Below are 17396 nucleotides of genomic sequence, written 5' to 3'. Positions count from 1 at the left end.
TCAGCTCCGGGCGATCTCAGCGCGTAGCGCGGCCAACGCCGCGTCGATACCCGCCGCCCCCTTGCCGGAACCCTGTGCCAGATCGGCCTTGCCGCCCCCACGGCCGTTGACCGCAGCACCCAACTGCTTCACCAGATCGTTGGCGCTGAACCCGAGATCCTGCGCGGCGGCGTTGACCGCCACCACGAACGGCACCGCATCGTCCTCGCCGGCACTCTTCCCCGGGTCACCGATCAACGCGACCACCGCGGGTTCGGCTCCCAGCTTTCCCTTGATATCGCCGACCAGGCTGCGCAGGTCACCGGCCGAGATGCCGCCGGCCATCCGCTGCGCCACCAGGCGCACCTTGCCGACGGTCTCCGCGCCGGCGGCGGCGTTGGCCGCCGCGGCCCGCGCATTCGCCAGCCGCACCTTGTCGAGTTCCTTCTCGGCGGCCCGCAGCCGCTCCACCAGGTTGGCCACCCGTGCCGGCACCTCGTCGGAGGGCACCTTCAGCGAGGACGCCAGCCCCGCCATCAGCGCGCGTTCCTTGGACAGGTGCCGGAACGACTCCAGCCCGACATAGGCCTCGACGCGGCGCACCCCGGAGCCGACGGAGGATTCGCCGAGCAGGGTGACGGGGCCGATCTGCGCGGAGCTGCGCACGTGCGTGCCGCCGCACAGTTCCAGCGAGAACGGCCCGCCGATCTCGACCACCCGGACCTCGTCCGGGTAGTTCTCGCCGAACAGCGCCATGGCGCCCATCGCCTTGGCCTTCTCCAGCTCGGTGTTGAAGGTGTTGACCGCATAGTCCGCCTGCACGGCCTCGTTGGTCACCGTCTCGATCTCGGCGCGCTGCTCATCGGTCAGCGCGCCCTGCCAGTTGAAGTCGAAGCGCAGATAACCCGGCCGGTTCAGCGAGCCGGCCTGAACGGCGTTGGGCCCCAGCACCTGTCGCAGCGCGGCGTGCACCATGTGGGTGCCCGAGTGGCCCTGCGTGGCGCCGTGGCGCCACCGCGCGTCGACCTCGGCGGTCACGGTGTCGCCTTCGACGAACTCACCCGACTCCACCGTGACGCGGTGCGCCCACAGCGTTTTGGCGATCTTCTGCACGTCGGTGACGGCCGCCTTCGCGGTGACCGAGGCGCCGGTGCCGGTGATGGCACCCTCGTCGGCGATCTGCCCACCGGACTCGGCGTAGAACGGGGTGCGGTCCAGGATCAGCTCGACCCGCTGCCCCTTGGCGCTCTCGTGGTCCACCACCGGAACCCGCTTGCCCTCCACGAAGACACCGAGAATCCGTGCCTCGGAAGACAATTCGTCGAAACCGGTGAACTCGGTGGGGCCGGCGTCCACCAGGTCGCGGTAGGCCGACAGGTCGGCGTGGGCCTGTTTGCGCGCCGCGGCGTCGGCCTTGGCGCGCTGGCGCTGCTCGGCCATCAGGCCGCGGAAGCCCTCTTGGTCGACGGTCAGTCCGGCCTCGGCGGCCATCTCCAGGGTCAGGTCGATCGGGAAGCCGTAGGTGTCGTGCAGGGTGAACGCGTCGGTGCCCGACAGCGTGGACTTGCCGGCCGCACGCGTCGATGCCGCCGCATCCTCGAACAGCTTCGACCCGGCCGTCAGGGTTCGGTTGAAGGCGGTCTCCTCGGCCACCGCGATGCGGTTGATGCGCTCGAAATCGGTGACCAGTTCCGGGTAGGACGGCCCCATCTCGTCGCGCACGGTGCTCATCAACTCGGCCATGATCGGTTGCTCGACGCCGAGCAGCTTGGCCGCCCGGATGATGCGGCGCAGCAGCCGGCGCAGCACATAGCCGCGGCCCTCGTTGCCGGGGCTGACCCCGTCGCCGATGATGATGGCCGCGGTGCGGCTGTGGTCGGCGATGATCCGGTAGCGCACGTCGTCATCGTGGTTGCCCTGGGCATACCCGCGCGGGGCGATGCCGGCGACCAAGTCGATGACGGGCCGCACCAGGTCGGTCTCGTAGACGTTGTCCACGCCCTGGAGCAGGCAGGCGATGCGTTCGACACCCATGCCGGTGTCGATGTTCTTGCGCGGCAGCGGCCCGAGGATCTCGAAGTTGTCCTTCGAGGTGCCCTCACCGCGCTCGTTCTGCATGAACACGAGATTCCAGATCTCGATGTAGCGGTCCTCGTTGGCCTCCGGCCCGCCGTCGATGCCGTATTCGGGGCCGCGGTCGTAGTAGATCTCCGAGCACGGGCCGCACGGTCCGGGGATGCCCATCGACCAGTAGTTGTCGGCCATGCCGCGGCGCTGGATGCGTTCGGCCGGCAGCCCGGCGACCTCCTGCCACAGCCCGATCGCCTCGTCGTCGTCGAGATAGACCGTGGCCCAGAGCCTTTCGGGGTCGAATCCGTACCCACCCTCGGACACCGGGTTGGTCAGCAGCGACCACGCCAGCTCGATGGCCCCCTTCTTGAAATAGGCGCCGAAGCTGAAGTTGCCGGCCATCTGGAAGAAGGTGTTGTGCCGGGTGGTGATACCGACCTCGTCGATATCGGGGGTGCGGATGCACTTCTGCACGCTGGTCGCGGTCTCGTACGGCGGGGTGCGGGCGCCCAGGAAGTACGGGACGAACTGGACCATGCCGGCGTTGACGAACAGCAGGTTGGGATCGTCGAGGATCACCGAAGCGCTGGGCACCTCGGTGTGTCCCGCGTTCACGAAATGATCGAGGAAACGCTTCCTGATCTCGTGTGTCTGCACGTGCTGCTGTCCTTAATTCGCTGGGGCCGGTGGTCGACCGCATAACAGTACCGGGCTGCTCATCGCGCCGTTTACCCCATTGTGCGTGGCGCGGCGCGGGAGGACAGTTGTGGGTGACCGGTGGCGCCACCGGGGCGCTGCCCCGACCCGAAGGGGGTGGACCGTGTTCGCACGTTCTACCACGGTGATGGCGCGCCTGGACAAGATCGACGCCGGGATCGCCCATGTCCGCGACGAGGTGATGCCGGCGTTGCCAGAACTGCCCGGCTGGGTGGGCCTGTCGCTGATGGCCGACCGGGAATCCGGTCGGTGCATCATCGTCACCGCCTGGGAGTCCGAGGACGCGATGCGCTCCAGTTTCGAGGAGACCGCGCAGATGCGGAATCGGGCGGCCGGCGAGTTCGGCGGCACGGCCTGGGCGGAGAACTGGGAGATCGCGGTCCTGCACCGGGAGCACAGCTCGGATCGGCGCGCCTGTGTGCGGGCCACCTGGGTGTCGGTACCTCCTGATCTGGTGGACGCGGGCATCGACTACTTCCGCGGGGCGGTGCTGCCGCAGGTGGAGCACCTGCCCGGGTTCTGCAGCGCCAGCCTGCTGATCGACCGCGCCACCGGGCGCGGGGTGTCGTCGGTCTCGTTCAGCAGCCGCGACGCCATGGTGGACAACCGCGACCAGGCCACCGCACTCAAGGTGGCGTCGATGCGGGCCGCGGGTGCCTCCGAGGTCGACGAGGCGGAGTTCGAGCTGGCGATCGCCCACCTGCGGGTGCCCGAGCTGGTTTAACCGCGCAGGAAGCTCAGCCGCACCGAGCGACGCGGGTTGTCCCGGTTGAGGTCCACCAGCACCACGCTCTGCCAGGTGCCCAGCAGCGGTGCACCGTCGCCCACCGGCACGCTGACCGACGGGGACACCAGCCCCGGCAGGACGTGATCGGCGCCGTGTCCCGGTGAACCGTGCGCATGCCGGTAGCGGTCGTCGCGGGGCAGCAGGCGCTGCAGCGCATCCACCAGGTCGTCGTCGGATCCGGCACCGGTCTCGATGATGGCCAGCCCGGCCGTGGCGTGCGGGACGAACACGTGCACCAGGCCGTCGCCGCCCTGGGCGGCGCAGAATCGGCGTACCTCACCGGTGAGGTCGACGATCCGCCGCCGGGTGGTGTCGATGTCGAGCACTTCGGTTTTCATCGGTTCACCGCTTCCGTCGCACGATGGCCCTCAGCTTGTCCAGCCGGGTGCCGATCTCGCGTTCGGCCCCGTGCGTGGTGGGCCGGTAGTAGTCTGTTCCCACCAACTCGTCTGGTGGATACTGTTGGGGCGCAACGCCACCCGGTGCATCGTGGGCGTACTTGTAACCGATCGCGTTACCCAGTTTGGACGCCCCCGAATAGTGCCCGTCGCGCAGGTGCGCCGGCACCAGCCCGGCCTTGCCGGCCCGGATGTCGGCCATCGCCTGTCCCAGCGCGGTGGTGACGGCGTTCGACTTCGGCGCGGTGGCCAGGTGCACCGTCGCGTGCGCCAGCGTGAGCTGCGCCTCCGGCAGGCCGATCAGCGCTACGGTTTGCGCCGCGGCCACCGCGGTCGGCAATGCGGTCGGGTCGGCCATCCCGACGTCCTCGCTGGCCAGGATCATCAGGCGGCGCGCGATGAACCGCGGGTCCTCCCCCGCCGTCAGCATCCGGGCCAGGTAGTGCAGGGCGGCGTCGACATCGGACCCGCGCACCGATTTGATGAACGCACTGATCACGTCGTAGTGCTGGTCGCCGTCGCGGTCGTAACGCACCGCGGCCTGATCCAGCGACTGCTCGACGATCGCGACGGTGATCCGTTCGCCCCCTTCGGCGGCGACCTCCAGGGCGGTCAGCGCCCGGCGCGCGTCACCGGCGGACAGTTTGACCAGCAACTCCACCGCGTCATCGTCGATGGCAACGGCGCCGCCCAGCCCGCGCGGATCGGTGACCGCCCGGCGGATGACGGTGCGGATATCGTCGGCGCCCAGCGGCTGCAACTGCAGGATCAGCGAGCGGGACAGCAGCGGGGCCACCACGGAGAACGACGGGTTCTCCGTGGTCGCCGCGACCAGCAGCACCACCCGGTTCTCCACGGCCGCCAGCAGCGCATCCTGCTGGGTCTTGGAGAACCGGTGCACCTCGTCGATGAACAACACGGTCTGTTCGCCGTGGATGGCCGCTCGTCGGGCCTGATCTATCACGGCGCGCACCTCTTTCACGCCGGCCGACAGCGCCGAGAGCGCCTCGAAACGCCGGCCGGTGGCCCCGGAGATCAGCGACGCCAGGGTGGTCTTGCCGGTGCCGGGCGGGCCGTACAGGATGACCGACGCCGCGCCCGATCCCTCCACCAGGCGGCGCAGCGGCGAGCCCGGTTTGAGCAGGTGCTGCTGGCCGACGACGTCGTCGAGGGTGGCCGGGCGCATCCGCACCGCCAGCGGGCTGGAGGCCGACGGCGCGTCGATGCGGGCCGAGGACGAGGGCTCCCCGCCGGGCACATCGAACAGGCTGTCAGACACGCTCCCTGCTTACCACGGCGTCACGACAGCGCTGCGGGTGCCGTCACGAAGTCGATGAGCTCCTCGACCCGGCCGATCAGCGCGGGTTCCAGGTCGTTCCAGTCCCGCACCCGCCCGCGGATGCGCTGCCAGGCTCCGGCGATATCGGCCTGGGTGGCGTGCGGCCAGCCCAGGGCGGCGCAGATGCCGTGCTTCCAGTCCGTGCCGCGCGGGATCACCGGCCACTGCTGCATGCCCAGCCGGGCCGGCTTGACCGCCTGCCAGATGTCGATGAACGGGTGCCCGACCACCAGGGTGTGTGCACCGTACGGGCCGTTGCCGACGGCCTGCGCGATCCGCGACTCCTTGGAGCCCTCGACCAGGTGATCGACCAGCACGCCCAACTTGCGGCCCGGCCCGGGCTGGAACTCGGCCACGATGGCGGCCAGGTCGTCGACACCGCCCAGGTATTCGACCACCACACCCTCGATGCGCAGGTCGGCGCCCCACACCTGCTCCACCAGCTCGGCGTCGTGGCGGCCCTCCACGTAGATCCGGCTGGCCAGCGCCACTTTGGCTTTCGCACCGGTGACGGCCACCGAGCCGGACGCGGTGCGGGCCGGGGCCTTGGCCACCTTGGGCACGGTCAGGATGACGGGCTTGCCCTCCACCAGGAACCCCGGGCCCATCGGGAAGGACCGGATCCGGCCGTGGCGGTCCTCCAGCTCTACCCGGTTGTTGCCGACACGCACCACCGCGCCGACGAACCCGCTGGTCGGCTCCTCGACCACCAGGCCCTTGTCCGCCGGGTGCTCGACGGAGCGAACCCGCTTGGGGGTGTGCGGGTTTCGGGCCAGGATGTCGGAGCCGTAGCGATCAGTCACCGGGCGATCTTAGGAAGCCGCGCCGGCTTTACGACGGTGCGACATGCCCTCGTCGCCCGACCGTGACACACGAGCTTGACTTGAAGCGCTTCAAGTTCGGCAGAGTGGTGGCATGGCGATCGACCTGGCCGGGCGGACCACCGGTGACCTCACCATCGCGCAGGTGTCCAGGCGCACCGGGCTGGCGGAGTCGGCGTTGCGGTATTACGAACGCGTCGGCCTGCTGGAACCGGTGCCCAGGGACGAGAGCAGCGGCCACCGCAGATACCCGCCGGACGCCGTCGCGGCGGCCGAGGCACTGGCCTGCCTGCGCGGCACCGGCATGTCGGTGCGGGACATGCGCAGCTACGTCCAGAACATGCGCGGCGGCCCCGACGACGACGCCGGCGCAGCCGCGGCCGACCAGCACCGACTGTTCGCCGAGCACGCACGGCGGCTCGGTGACGAGATCGCCCGCTTGGAGCTGCGGCGGCGCTACGTCGCGGCCAAGGCGCAGATGTGGGCGGCCCGCCACCGCGGTGACCGCGACACCGAAGAACGCCTGATCCCCGAACTCGTCGCGCTCGGGGATCGACTACTACAGCAGGAAGGCGCACAACGTTGACCGACGACAAGCAGCTGGTACTCGTCACGGGCGGCTCGGGATTCCTTGCCGGACATACCATCACGCAGTTGCTCGCGGCGGGCCACCCGGTTCGCACCACGGTGCGCTCCGCGGCCCGGGTCGCCGAGGTGCGTGACACCTTGGGCCGGGCCGGCGCCGACACTCACCGGTTGAGCTTCGCCATCGCCGACCTGGCGCAGGACGCCGGCTGGGCCGACGCCGTGGCCGGCACCACCTACGTCTTGCACATGGCGTCGCCGTTCCCGCCGCGGCAGCCCGACGATCCCGACGAGCTCATCGCGCCGGCCCGCGAGGGCACCCTGCGGGTGCTGCGCGCCGCCGCCGCGTGCGGCGTCCGGCGGGTGGTGCTCACCTCGTCGTTCGCCGCCGTCGGTTACAGCCCGCGGCCCTCGGGCTGGGTCTACGACGAGGCGGACTGGACCGACACCTCCGACGAGAACAGCCCGTACGTGCTGTCCAAGACGTTCGCCGAACGCGCGGCGTGGGACTTCGCGGCCGACCATCCGGGCGCACCGGAGTTGACGGTGATCAATCCCGTCGGTGTGTTCGGCCCGGTGCTCGGGCCCGACCTGTCCAGCTCGGTGGGCATCATCGCGGCGCTGCTCCGTGGCCAGCCCGCACCGTTGCCGCGGGCGTCTTTCGCCGTCGTCGACGTGCGGGATGTGGCCGATCTGCACCTGCGAGCCATGACGGCGCCGCGCGCGGCGGGGCAGCGTTATCTGGCCAGTGCCGGCGAGGCGGTCACCCTGCCGCAGATCGCGGCCACCCTGCGCGACCGCCTCGGTGCGCGCGCCGCGCAGGTCCCCGACCGGGTGGCCGACGACGACGAGTTCCGCGCCGTCGCGGCGCAGCGGCCGGAGCTGGAGGTGTTCGCCGGGCTGCTCGGCGAACCGAAACGGGTCAGCAGCGCCAAGGCGGCCGCCGAGCTGGGCTGGCAGCCACGCTCGGCCGCCGACGCCGTGACCGCCACCGCGGAGAGCCTGCTCACGCTGCCGCCGCCGTCGTGACCTCGTCGATGACGGTGTGGATGAAGCGCATCTTCTCCAGGACGGCCGGGGGTAGCACGAACGGGTACAGGTCGTCCTTGCCCATCGAGCGGTTCTCCATGTTCAGCGCCCACGCCAGCGGCAACCACATCTCGATGATGGTATCGAACCCGCTGGGCCCCAGGACTTTCCGGTCGAGGGTGGCGCTGGCCGGGGCGAACCCGAACGCCGCCGAGGTGTCCAGGGTGTCGCGGATGTGCAGGTAGTGCGCGAAGGTCTCGGCCCAGTCCTCGGCCGGGTGCATGGTGGCGTAGGACGACACGTAGTCCTCATCCCAGCCCGCGGGCGCGCCGTCGCGGTAGTGCCGGTCCAGCGCGGCCTGATAGTCGGCATCCGGGTCGCCGAACAGCTCCTCGAACCGCTTGCGGTAATCGGGCACCGCCTCGACCAGCCGGTAGTAGTAGTAATGGCCGATCTCATGGCGGAAATGCCCGAGCAGGGTGCGATACGGCTCGGACATCTCGACCCGCAGCTGTTCGCGGTGCACGTCGTCGCCCTCGGCGAGATCCAGGGTGATCACGCCGTTGACGTGTCCGGTCAGCACCTGCTGATGCTCACTGGAGAGCAGGTCGAACGCCAGCCCATAGTCGGGATCCAGGTCACGCCCGACGATCGGCAGCCGCAACTCATGCAGTTCGGCGATCAGGCGCCGCTTGGCCTTCTCGGCGATCGCAAAGGCGGCCAGCGCCTTGGCGTCATCGTCACCCGGCCGGGTGCGGGTCAGCGCGCAGGACACGCAGAGTCGTTGATCCGCGGTCCGCACCAGCCAATTACATTCGGCCAGATGCAGATTGGCACAAAGCTGGTATTCGGCGTGGTGCACCGCGCCGGCGTTCGCACTCGCCTCGCCGCTGGTGATCACCAGCAGCGCCATGTCGTCGAGCGAAAAGCCCAGCGCCGCACCACAGGACAGGCACACCGAATTCTCGAAGGCGAGCCGCTGACCACAGGTCGGACACGTGAAGTCCCGCATGCACACTCCCCCTAGTACGGCGCGACGTCGACCGCGACGTCTATCACGCTACTCTCCGAGTCGGTGTAGATGATGCCGCGCAACGGGGGCACGTCGGCGTAATCCCGGCCGAACCCGACGACGACGTAGCGTTCGTCGATCAATTGGTCGTTGGTCGGGTCGAAGGCCACCCAGCGGTCCCCCGGCGTCCACACCGACGCCCAGGCGTGGGTGGCGTCGACGCCGACCATGCGCTCCTTGCCGGGCGGCGGGTCGGTGGCCAGGTATCCGGAGACATAACTGGCCGCCAGCCCGTTGGCCCGCAGGCAAGCGATGGCCAGCCGGGCGAAGTCCTGGCACACACCCTCACGGGCGGCCAGCACCTCCGCAACGCCGGTGGAGACGGTGGTGGATCCCGGCAGATAGTTGAAGTCGGTGTAGATGCGGGTGGTGAGTTCGCGCACGACGTCGATCAGGGGCCGCCCCGGCGTGAAAGTCGGTGCGGCGTAGGCGATGACGGCGTCGTCGATCTCCGGCGGCACCAGGTCCATGGCGAATTCGCAGGCCAGCCCGGCCGGCCGGGCCCGTTCCCACGGCAGCCGCAGCTCGGCGTCGTCGTACTGGTCGGGTGACGGCACGTCGACCTCGACGACCGAACGGCTGGTCACCGTCAGCATGCGGTGGTGTTGGGTGACGTGGAAATAGGAGCTGATGTTGCCGTACGCGTCGCGACCGGTGGAGCTGTCGGCCGGCTCGGGATCCACCAGCAGGTCGTGGGCCAGGCACCGCTGCCGGGACGAGCTGCGCGGGATGAGGAAGCCGCGGCCGTAGGAGCTGGTGACCACGTCGGAATACCGGTACGTGGTGCGGTGGGTGATCTCGTATCCGCGTGAGCTCACGGCAGCTCCCGCCTCTCGTCGGGTCCCCACAGCGGCTGCATGCCGCCGGGCAGGGACAGGTGCGACGCGGTAATCAGGCCCGACAGGTCGCGCAGGCCGGCATGAATACCGTCGAGCAGGTCGGCCAGTTCGGCGCGGGTCTCACCACCCGCGTCCGCGGCGACCAACTCCAGGTCCTGCGGGTCGGTGCGGCGCAGCCGGGCGGCGATCTCGTCGACGAGCCGTTCCGGGCGGGACGCGCCGGAGGCCGACGGCAACCGCTTGAGCCCCGCCCGCAGCCGCTCCAGTTGATAGGCCAGCGACCGCGGGTTCTCACCCTCGAACAGCACCAGGTCGGCCAGCGCGGCCAGGCTGACCTTACCGAGGGTCCGGCGGCGGTAGATCACCGACGATTCGCAGGCCACCAGGGTGGATTCGGTGACGGTCTGTTCGGCGTCGGGGCTGCGCACCTCGGTCAGTGTGGCGCGCAGCAGGGCGGTCAGCCCGAGGCCCCGCTCGATGCGCTTGCCGATGTCCATCATCGTCCAGCCGACGTCCTGCACCATCGACTCGGCGGCCATCCCGGACAGCGCCAGCATGCCCGCCAGCGTCTGGCTGTGCGCGGCCGCCAGATAGGCGTCACCTTCGGTCTGCGACTCCGGCGGGGTGGCGGCCCGGTGCCCGATGGCGCGCTCCACCGCGGCCAGCACCATCCAGGTGTCGTTCGACATCTGGTCACGCACGCCGCGGGCCGCCAGGCCGAGCCGTTCCACCGACTGCGCCAGTGAGCCGGGCCGGCGCCGGTCGGCGGTCACCGCCCACAGCGTGCTCGGTGCGACGGCGATCATCTCGTGGTCGTCGCCGCCGCCGGTGTCGGTGCCGGTGATCCATCCGATCGCCGCGAGCAGCACCGGCACGCATTGGCTGCCCGCCATGTCCTGGCGGTACCGGTATTCGTGGTAGCGCTCGCGGGTGACGGTCAGCAACCGCGCCATGTGCTCGGCGCGCTCGGCGTACCGGCCCATCCAGAACAGGTCCGACAGCACGCGCGGCGAGCTGACCGCCCGGGTCGGGCTCGGGGTCATCACCGGAGCCGCTTCGGCGGCGACATAGGTCGGAGCCGGTTCCACCGACGGTGTCGGCACCGCCCTGACCCGCTCCGGGGTGCGCACCCAGATGTCCTTGGCGGCGACCGTGTTCAGGGTGTACGCCGAACTGCCCTGAGCGGGAAGGAATCCCAGGCCGCCGATCATGGGTGCGTAGCCGCCACGCTGGGCGACCGTGAACAACCGCATGCCCACGCTGGCCGCCGACAGCCCGCCCTTGTAGTAATCGGTGGGCGCCGAAGAGAATTCGGGCAACTCCTGGGCCACCCAGCGCCACGGGGTGGCCGCGATCTGGGCGCCGAGTTCCTCACGCCGGGCCGGCGACAGGGTCGGCCCGACGATGGTGCGCCCACCGTCGACCGGTTTGATGAGCAAGGCGGCCAGGTTGGCCCGGATGTGCGAGAGCTCGTTCGGGTAGCCGGCCCAATACACCCCGCCGCTGTGCAGCTGCGGTGTCTCACCCACCAGCAGCTCGGCCAGCTCGGGCAGGAAGCGAAGCAGCGCAGGGCTTTCCAGGATGCCGCTGCCCAGGGTGTTGACCACCGTCACCCCGCCGCGGCGGAGCACCTCGACCAGCCCCACCACCCCGAGCCGGGAGTCGGCGCGCAGGTCGAGCGGGTCGACGTATTCGGCGTCGACACGGCGCAGCACCACGTCGACCCGTTTCAGGGTGCCCAGCGAGCGCATCCACAACCGGCCGTCGCGCACCACCAGATCGGCGCTCTCCACCAGTGGGAAGCCCAGCACGGTAGCCAGATAGGCCTGGTCGAACGCGGTCTCGGAATGCGCGCCCGGGCTGAGCACCACGACGACGGGTTCCTCGGCGGTGTCCGGGGCGGCGTCGATGAGGGCCAGCCGCAGGGCCTGCGCCCACGGTGAGGCCGGGCGCGGGCCCACCCGCTCGTACAGTTCGGGGACGGCGTGGGTGATGACGCGGCGGCCGGCCATCGCGTATCCGGCGCCCGACGGCGCCTGCGTCCAGTCGGCGTTCACCCGGAAGGTGCCGTCGGCGGCGCGGCTGATATCGCACGCGTGCAGGAACAGTTGATGGTGACCGGGCACCTCGATACCGTGCGCGGCCCGGACATAGCCGGGATGGGCGAACAGCAATTGTGGTGGCAGCACCCCGCTGGTGATGGACCGGCGGTCGCCGTACAGGTCGGTCAGCACGGCGTCCAGCAGCCGGGACCGCTGCACCAGACCCGTTTCCAGGGTGTTCCAGTCGCCCGCCGACACCAGCAGGGGCAGCGCGTCGAGGTGCCAGGGCACCGCGACACCGTTGCTGGCCGGTGCGGACGGGTCCACGTGGACGTAGGTGATGCCGTCGTCGTCGACCAGGCCGCGCACCGTCGCGCGCAGCTGGTCCAGGCCGCCGCGGCCGCGGTCGGCGACGCACTCGGCGAGCTCCTGCCAGGTGGGGCGGATGCCGCCGGCGGGGTCGACGAATTCGTCGTAGCCACTGCCCGCCATCCCGCGGATGTCGAAGAGGGCCTGCTGCGCGCGGGCAGCGCGATACCCCACCAGCACATCCTCGGTGGAGCCCGGGGCGGTGGCGGTCACACCGATGTTCGGCTCCGGTGAGCCGTTCGTGCGAAGGACCATTACCGCAGAACGGTACGCACCCGGCGCAAATCGAGGATGCCCGGCGCGCCCATATCGGTGGACTGACGGGCCTGCTTCTCCCGGATATCGGACAGGTCCACCCGGCCCGGTGTGAACCCGGCCACTTCGAACCGGCGCCCGCGGCGGGATTCGGCCTCGACGGCGTTGACCGGCGGGGTGTCATACGCCCGCCCGCCCGGGTGCGCGACGTGGTAGGTGCAGCCGCCCTTGGACGTGCCGGTCAGGACGTCGACGAGCTCGAACCGCAGCGGGGCGTCGACGGTGATGGTCGGGTGCAGCGCGCTGGGCGGCTGCCACGCCCGGTACCGCACCCCGCCGACCTGGACGTCGGCCTTGTCGGTGGCCAGCAACGGGACCGGGTGGTCGTTGGCGGTGACGACGTAGCGGTGCCGGTCGGCCCCGATCAGGCGCACCTGCACCCGTTCCACCGACGAGTCGACGTAGCGCGCGGTGCCGCCCGCGGTGGATTCCTCACCGAGCACATTCCACGGTTCGATGCCCCCGCGCAGTTCGAGCTCGACCCCGTCGAACACCGCGGTACCGATCCGCGGGAAGCGGAACTCGGTGAACGGGTCCAGCCAGCTGGTGTCGAAGTCGACGCCGTGCGCCCGCAGGTCGGCGGCGACGTCGGCGATGTCCTGGATCAGGAAGTGCGGCAACAGGTATCGGCCGTGCAGGTTCTCGCCGTGCCGGATCAGCGGGGCGCGCAGGGGCTCGTCCCAGAACCATGCCACCAGCGATCGCACCAGCAGCGATTGCACCATCGCCATCTGGTGGTGCGGCGGCATCTCGAAGCCGCGCAGTTCCAGCAGGCCGAGCCGGCCCCGCGGGCTGTCGGGGCTGTAGAGCTTGTCGATGCAGAACTCGGCGCGGTGGGTGTTGCCGGTGATGTCGGTGAGCAGGTGCCGCAGGGCCCGGTCCGTCACCCAGGGTTTCGACGCGCCGATCTCGTTGAGCCGCGCGATCTCGGCGAAGGCGATCTCCAACTCGTACAACGACTCCGAGCGGCCCTCGTCGACCCGCGGGGCCTGCGAGGTGGTGCCGACGAACCGGCCGGCGAACAGATAGGACAGCGACGGGTGACGCTGCCAGTAGGTCAGCAGCGACACCAGCAGGTCGGGCCGGCGCAGCAGTGGTGAATCGGCCGGGGTGACCCCACCGAGGGTGATGTGGTTGCCGCCGCCGGTGCCGCCGTGGGTGCCGTCCACGTCGAACGACTCGGTGGACAGCCGGGCCAGCCGGGCCTGTTCGTACAGCGTCTCCAGCTGCACCAGCTGCTCGGCGAAGGTGCCCGTCGGTGCGACGTTGACCTCGATGACGCCGGGGTCGGGCGTCACGGTCATGGACGTCAGCCGGGCGTCGTGCGGCGGCCCGTACCCCTCGATCACCACCGGCGTGTCGATCTCCGCGGCGGCGGCCTCGATGCGCGACACCAGGTCGGTGAAATCGTCCAGGGTGTCGGTGGGCGGCAGGAAGACGTGGAGGAAGCCGGCGCGGATCTCGGCCACCAGCGCCGTGGTGGGCGCGTCCTCGGTCTGCTCGACGGGCGCCTGCTGCGGTGCGGGACCGCGCCGCAACGCGCCGCGGGACGTCAGCGGGTCCGCCTCGAAGGTGCGGCGCGGTGGCTGCCAGCTGATCGAGTTGAGCGGCAGCCGCAGGCCGGCCGGCGAATCACCCTCCAGCAGCACGATCCTGCCGCGGCGCAGTTTCCAGTCCGCGCTGGCCCAACCCGAATCGTCCTCGCGGCGATGCAGGGGCAGCACATACGCGGCGGCCTCGACGACGGGCTCGTCGAGCCGGGCCAGCAGGGCACCGCGCCGGTCCGCGTCGTCGTCGGCCAGGTCGTCCGCGGCCACCACCGGATCCCCGGCCGGCCTGCGCACCGCGGCAGCCAGCCGGCCCAGGGCGTCCTCGTAGGCGGGGCGCACCTGGGTCGGCGGCAACCCCAGTCCGGCCGCGACGGCGGCGAGCAACCGGCCGTCGGATCCGTCGGGAACCGGTGTCGGCAGGCTTTCGGCCCACGGGTCGGCCAGCAGTGTCGGGTCGCTCCACACCGGCTCGCCGTCCGGTCGCCAGAACAATCCGATCTGCCAGCGCGGCAACGGTTCTCCGGGATACCACTTGCCTTGGCTACGCTGCACCAGGCCGTGCGGGGCCCACACCTTCTTCAGCCGGGCGGTCAGCGCGGAGGCGCGCTGCCGTTTGTGCGGACCGTCGGCCTCGGTGGTCCACTCCGGGTCGGTCTGATTGTCGATGGACACGAAGGTCGGCTCTCCGCCGACGGTCAGCCGGACATCGCCGGCCGCCAGCCGGGCGTCGACCTTCTCCCCCAGATCCACGATGGCCGACCAGGCGGCCGGCGTGTAGGGCAGCGTGACCCGCGGGTCCTCGTGCACCCGGGTCACCACATTGGTGAATTCCAGGGTGGTCTCACACGGGCCGGTGGCGCCGGTGATCGGCGCGGCCGACTCCGGGTGCGGGGTGGCCGACAGCGGGATGTGTCCCTCGCCGGCGAACAATCCGGAGGTGGGGTCCAACCCGATCCAGCCGGCACCGGGAACGTAGACCTCGGTCCAGGCGTGCAGATCGGTGAAGTCGGCGGCCGGGCCGGACGGTCCGTCGAGCGCTTCCACGTCGGAGGTCAGCTGGACCAGGTAGCCGGACACGAACCGCGCGGCGTAGCCCAGCTTGCGCAGGATCGCGACCAGCAGCCACGCCGAATCCCGGCACGAGCCGATCGCGGTGCGCAACGTGAAATCCGGTGCCTGCACGCCGGGTTCCATCCGCACGCTGTAGCCGACGTCGGCGTTGACCGCACGGTTGAGCGCCACCAGGAAGTCGATGGTCCGGCAGTTGGGCTCGACGGTGAAGTTCTTCACCCACGCCGCGGTCAGCTCGTCGGATCCCTCGACGGGCCGCAGGTAGGGCTTGAGATCCTCGGCCAGCGCCGCCGGGTAGGCGAACGGAACCGTCTCGGCCCAGTCCTCGATGAAGAAGTCGAAGGGGTTGATCACCTTGAGATCGGCGATCAGGCCGACCGTGATGGTCAGGCTGCTGGCCCGGTTCGGAAAGACCAACCGCGCCAGGTAGTTTCCGAAGGCATCCTGTTGCCAGTTGATGAAATGGTCGGCCGGCTCCACCTGCAACGAGTAGGCCTCGATCGGGGTGCGGGAATGCGGTGCCGGGCGCAGTCGCACCACGTGCGGGTACACCTCCACCAGCCGGTCGAACGTGTAGCTGGTGCGATGCTCCAGCGCCACCTTGATTCCCATGACGGGAATCCCACCACACCGTGGGTGACCTCGCAGCGCTGTCAGCGCCGCGGCTTCATGCGGATGCCGAGTTCCTCGGCCGGCACCCGGTGCCCCTCGGCGCAGTGCAGTTCGACGGCCACCTCCGCGCCGCAGTCCAGATGGGTGAGCCGCAGGGGGCTGTCTTTGACGTGTTTGCGGCCCCATTCGAACATCGCCCACACCACGGGCATCAGGTCGGCACCGGCCTCCGTCAGCACGTACTCGTCGCGGCTGCGCTGCCCGGGTTCCTGGTAGGGCCGCTTGGTCAGCAGGCCGGCCTCCACCAGTTCGGACAGCCGCGTGGAAGCGGCCGCCTTGGTGATCCCGACGCGGCGGGCGAAATCGTCGAACCGGGTGGTGCCGTAGAACGCCTCCCGCATGATGAGCATGGCCGATTTGGTGCCGATCAGCCCCATGGCTTTCTCGATCGGGCAGTGCCCCACGGCCGACCAGGCATCCCGGTCCGCCAGCGCTCCTTGCAGAACTGTCATACACATCACTCTACCTCTGGGTTGATGTGAATATACTCAGGTGTTACATCTGAGTATAGGTTGCAATACTCAGCAGAGGTTGCCCGGCTCAGAGGAGAGCACACATGTCCGGATACTCAGGTCGTGACGCGGTCATCGTCGGTGCGGTGCGCACCCCGATCGGCAAGGGCAAGGCCAACGGTGCGTTGCACGACGTCCTGCCCGCCGACCTGCTGGCGCACAGCCTGCGGGAGCTGACCGCACGCACCGGTGTCGATCCCGCCCTCGTCGACGACGTGATCGCCGGCGCCGTCACCCAGGTCGGTGACCAGGCCGTGAACATCGCCCGCAACGCGCTGCTCGGCGCGGGCTTCCCCGAGACCGTGCCGGGCACGACGGTGGACCGTCAGTGCGGCAGCAGCCAACAGGCCGTCAGCTTCGCCGCCCAGGGCGTGCTGGCCGGCGCCTACGACATCGTCATCGCCGCCGGCGTGGAATCCATGTCGCGGGTGCCGATGGGCACCTCGGTGCTGCCCGGCAGCGATCCGTTCGGCCGCGACATGGCCGCCCGCTACCCGGAAGGCCTTGTCCCCCAGGGCATCAGCGCCGAGTTGATCGCCGCCAGGTGGAAGCTGTCCCGCGCCCAGCTCGACGAGTTCTCCGCAGCCAGCCACGAGAAGGCGGCCGCGGCCACCAAGGCCGGGTTGTTCGACAACGAGCTGGCGCCCATCGCCGGTCTGAGCACCGACGAGATCATCCGGCCAGGAACCACCGTCGAGACGCTGGCCGGGCTGCGGCCGGCGTTCTACAACGAGGCGTATGCGGCCCGCTTCCCGCAGATCAACTGGGAGATCACACCGGGCAACTCGTCGCCGCTGTCGGACGGCAGCGCGGCGGTGATGATCACCAGCGGTGCGACGGCCACCCGGCTGGGCCTGCGGCCGCTGGCCCGCATCCACACCACCACCGTCGTCGGCTCGGATCCGCTGTACATGCTGACCGGTGTCATCCCGGCAACCGAAAAGGTCTTGGCCCGTGCCGGTTTGACGCTGGCCGATATCGACCTGTTCGAGGTGAACGAGGCGTTCGCGCCGGTGGTGCTGAGCTGGGCGGCCGACACGGGAGCCGACCTGACGAAGGTGAACGTCAACGGTGGCGCCATCGCCATCGGCCACCCGTTGGGTGCCAGCGGCGCCCGCATCATGACCACGCTGGTGAACGCGCTCGAACAACGCGGCGGCCGCTACGGCCTGCAGACGATGTGTGAGGGCGGCGGCATGGCCAACGCCACCATCATCGAACGGCTGTAG

At 70.1% G+C, this 17396-nt stretch carries 13 protein-coding genes; 4 read left to right on the top strand and 9 right to left on the bottom strand.

What is annotated here, in order from left to right; all coding sequences use genetic code 11:
- Window positions 1–2706 carry an alanine--tRNA ligase gene (gene alaS, locus BN977_RS29940; protein WP_036403692.1) on the bottom strand — a complete coding sequence of 902 codons (2706 nt, stop codon included), beginning with the start codon at window positions 2704–2706 and terminating at the stop codon, window positions 1–3.
- A gap of 163 nt (window positions 2707–2869) precedes the next feature.
- On the opposite strand from alaS, the gene BN977_RS29935 reads away from it, so the two are divergent.
- Window positions 2870–3490 carry a hypothetical protein gene (locus tag BN977_RS29935; RefSeq protein ID WP_036403690.1) on the top strand — a complete coding sequence of 207 codons (621 nt, stop codon included), beginning with the start codon at window positions 2870–2872 and terminating at the stop codon, window positions 3488–3490.
- Here the strand turns inward: BN977_RS29935 and BN977_RS29930 are convergent.
- The 3 genes from BN977_RS29930 to BN977_RS29920 are packed head-to-tail and all read right to left on the bottom strand — an operon-like array spanning window position 3487 to window position 6093.
- Complete coding sequence (locus BN977_RS29930) at window positions 3487–3891, bottom strand: secondary thiamine-phosphate synthase enzyme YjbQ (RefSeq protein WP_024452871.1); 405 nt, start codon at window positions 3889–3891, stop codon at window positions 3487–3489. The two genes, BN977_RS29935 and BN977_RS29930, sit on opposite strands and share 4 nt — an antisense overlap.
- A gap of 4 nt (window positions 3892–3895) precedes the next feature.
- Window positions 3896–5230, bottom strand: a complete 1335-nt coding sequence (locus tag BN977_RS29925) for a replication-associated recombination protein A (RefSeq protein ID WP_036403688.1) — start codon at window positions 5228–5230, stop codon at window positions 3896–3898.
- A gap of 20 nt (window positions 5231–5250) precedes the next feature.
- Window positions 5251–6093, bottom strand: a complete 843-nt coding sequence (locus BN977_RS29920) for a DUF3097 domain-containing protein (RefSeq protein WP_024452873.1) — start codon at window positions 6091–6093, stop codon at window positions 5251–5253.
- Window positions 6094–6205: 112 nt separating this feature from the next.
- Between BN977_RS29920 and BN977_RS29915 the strand changes: the two genes are divergently transcribed.
- Together BN977_RS29915 and BN977_RS29910 are read left to right on the top strand one after the other, a co-directional pair.
- Window positions 6206–6697: a MerR family transcriptional regulator gene (locus BN977_RS29915; RefSeq protein ID WP_036403686.1), complete on the top strand. Its 492-nt coding sequence runs from the start codon at window positions 6206–6208 to the stop codon at window positions 6695–6697.
- Entirely contained in the window at window positions 6694–7725 is a 1032-nt protein-coding gene (locus tag BN977_RS29910; protein WP_109790307.1) for an SDR family oxidoreductase, read from the top strand. Before BN977_RS29915 ends, BN977_RS29910 begins: the two co-directional genes overlap by 4 nt.
- On the opposite strand, the gene BN977_RS29905 is transcribed toward BN977_RS29910, so the two are convergent.
- Genes BN977_RS29905 through BN977_RS29885 form a run of 5 tightly spaced genes read right to left on the bottom strand, consistent with a single transcriptional unit; the run spans window position 7703 to window position 16107 of the window.
- A complete protein-coding gene (locus BN977_RS29905) occupies window positions 7703–8737 on the bottom strand; it encodes a zinc-binding metallopeptidase family protein (protein ID WP_036403684.1) in 1035 nt (344 codons plus the stop codon). The genes BN977_RS29910 and BN977_RS29905 overlap by 23 nt on opposite strands.
- Before the next feature lie 11 nt (window positions 8738–8748).
- The gene (locus BN977_RS29900; protein ID WP_024452877.1) at window positions 8749–9615 is read right to left on the bottom strand and encodes a transglutaminase family protein; all 867 of its coding nucleotides are present in this window, start codon (window positions 9613–9615) and stop codon (window positions 8749–8751) included.
- The gene (locus BN977_RS29895) at window positions 9612–12302 is read right to left on the bottom strand and encodes a circularly permuted type 2 ATP-grasp protein (protein WP_084172721.1); all 2691 of its coding nucleotides are present in this window, start codon (window positions 12300–12302) and stop codon (window positions 9612–9614) included. The genes BN977_RS29900 and BN977_RS29895 overlap by 4 nt, the downstream gene beginning before the upstream one ends.
- Window positions 12302–15595, bottom strand: a complete 3294-nt coding sequence (locus tag BN977_RS29890) for a transglutaminase family protein (protein WP_036403682.1) — start codon at window positions 15593–15595, stop codon at window positions 12302–12304. Before BN977_RS29890 ends, BN977_RS29895 begins: the two co-directional genes overlap by 1 nt.
- A gap of 41 nt (window positions 15596–15636) precedes the next feature.
- Window positions 15637–16107, bottom strand: a complete 471-nt coding sequence (locus tag BN977_RS29885; RefSeq protein ID WP_024452880.1) for a winged helix-turn-helix transcriptional regulator — start codon at window positions 16105–16107, stop codon at window positions 15637–15639.
- A 104-nt stretch (window positions 16108–16211) separates the two neighbouring features.
- On the opposite strand from BN977_RS29885, the gene BN977_RS29880 reads away from it, so the two are divergent.
- Window positions 16212–17396 carry a thiolase family protein gene (locus BN977_RS29880; RefSeq protein WP_024452881.1) on the top strand — a complete coding sequence of 395 codons (1185 nt, stop codon included), beginning with the start codon at window positions 16212–16214 and terminating at the stop codon, window positions 17394–17396.

This window comes from Mycolicibacterium cosmeticum, from assembly GCF_000613185.1.
GTDB classification, from domain to species: Bacteria; Actinomycetota; Actinomycetes; order Mycobacteriales; family Mycobacteriaceae; genus Mycobacterium; species Mycobacterium cosmeticum.
The sequence above is the reverse complement of the archived record's forward strand: the minus strand, read 5'-3'. Positions and strand labels throughout refer to the sequence as shown.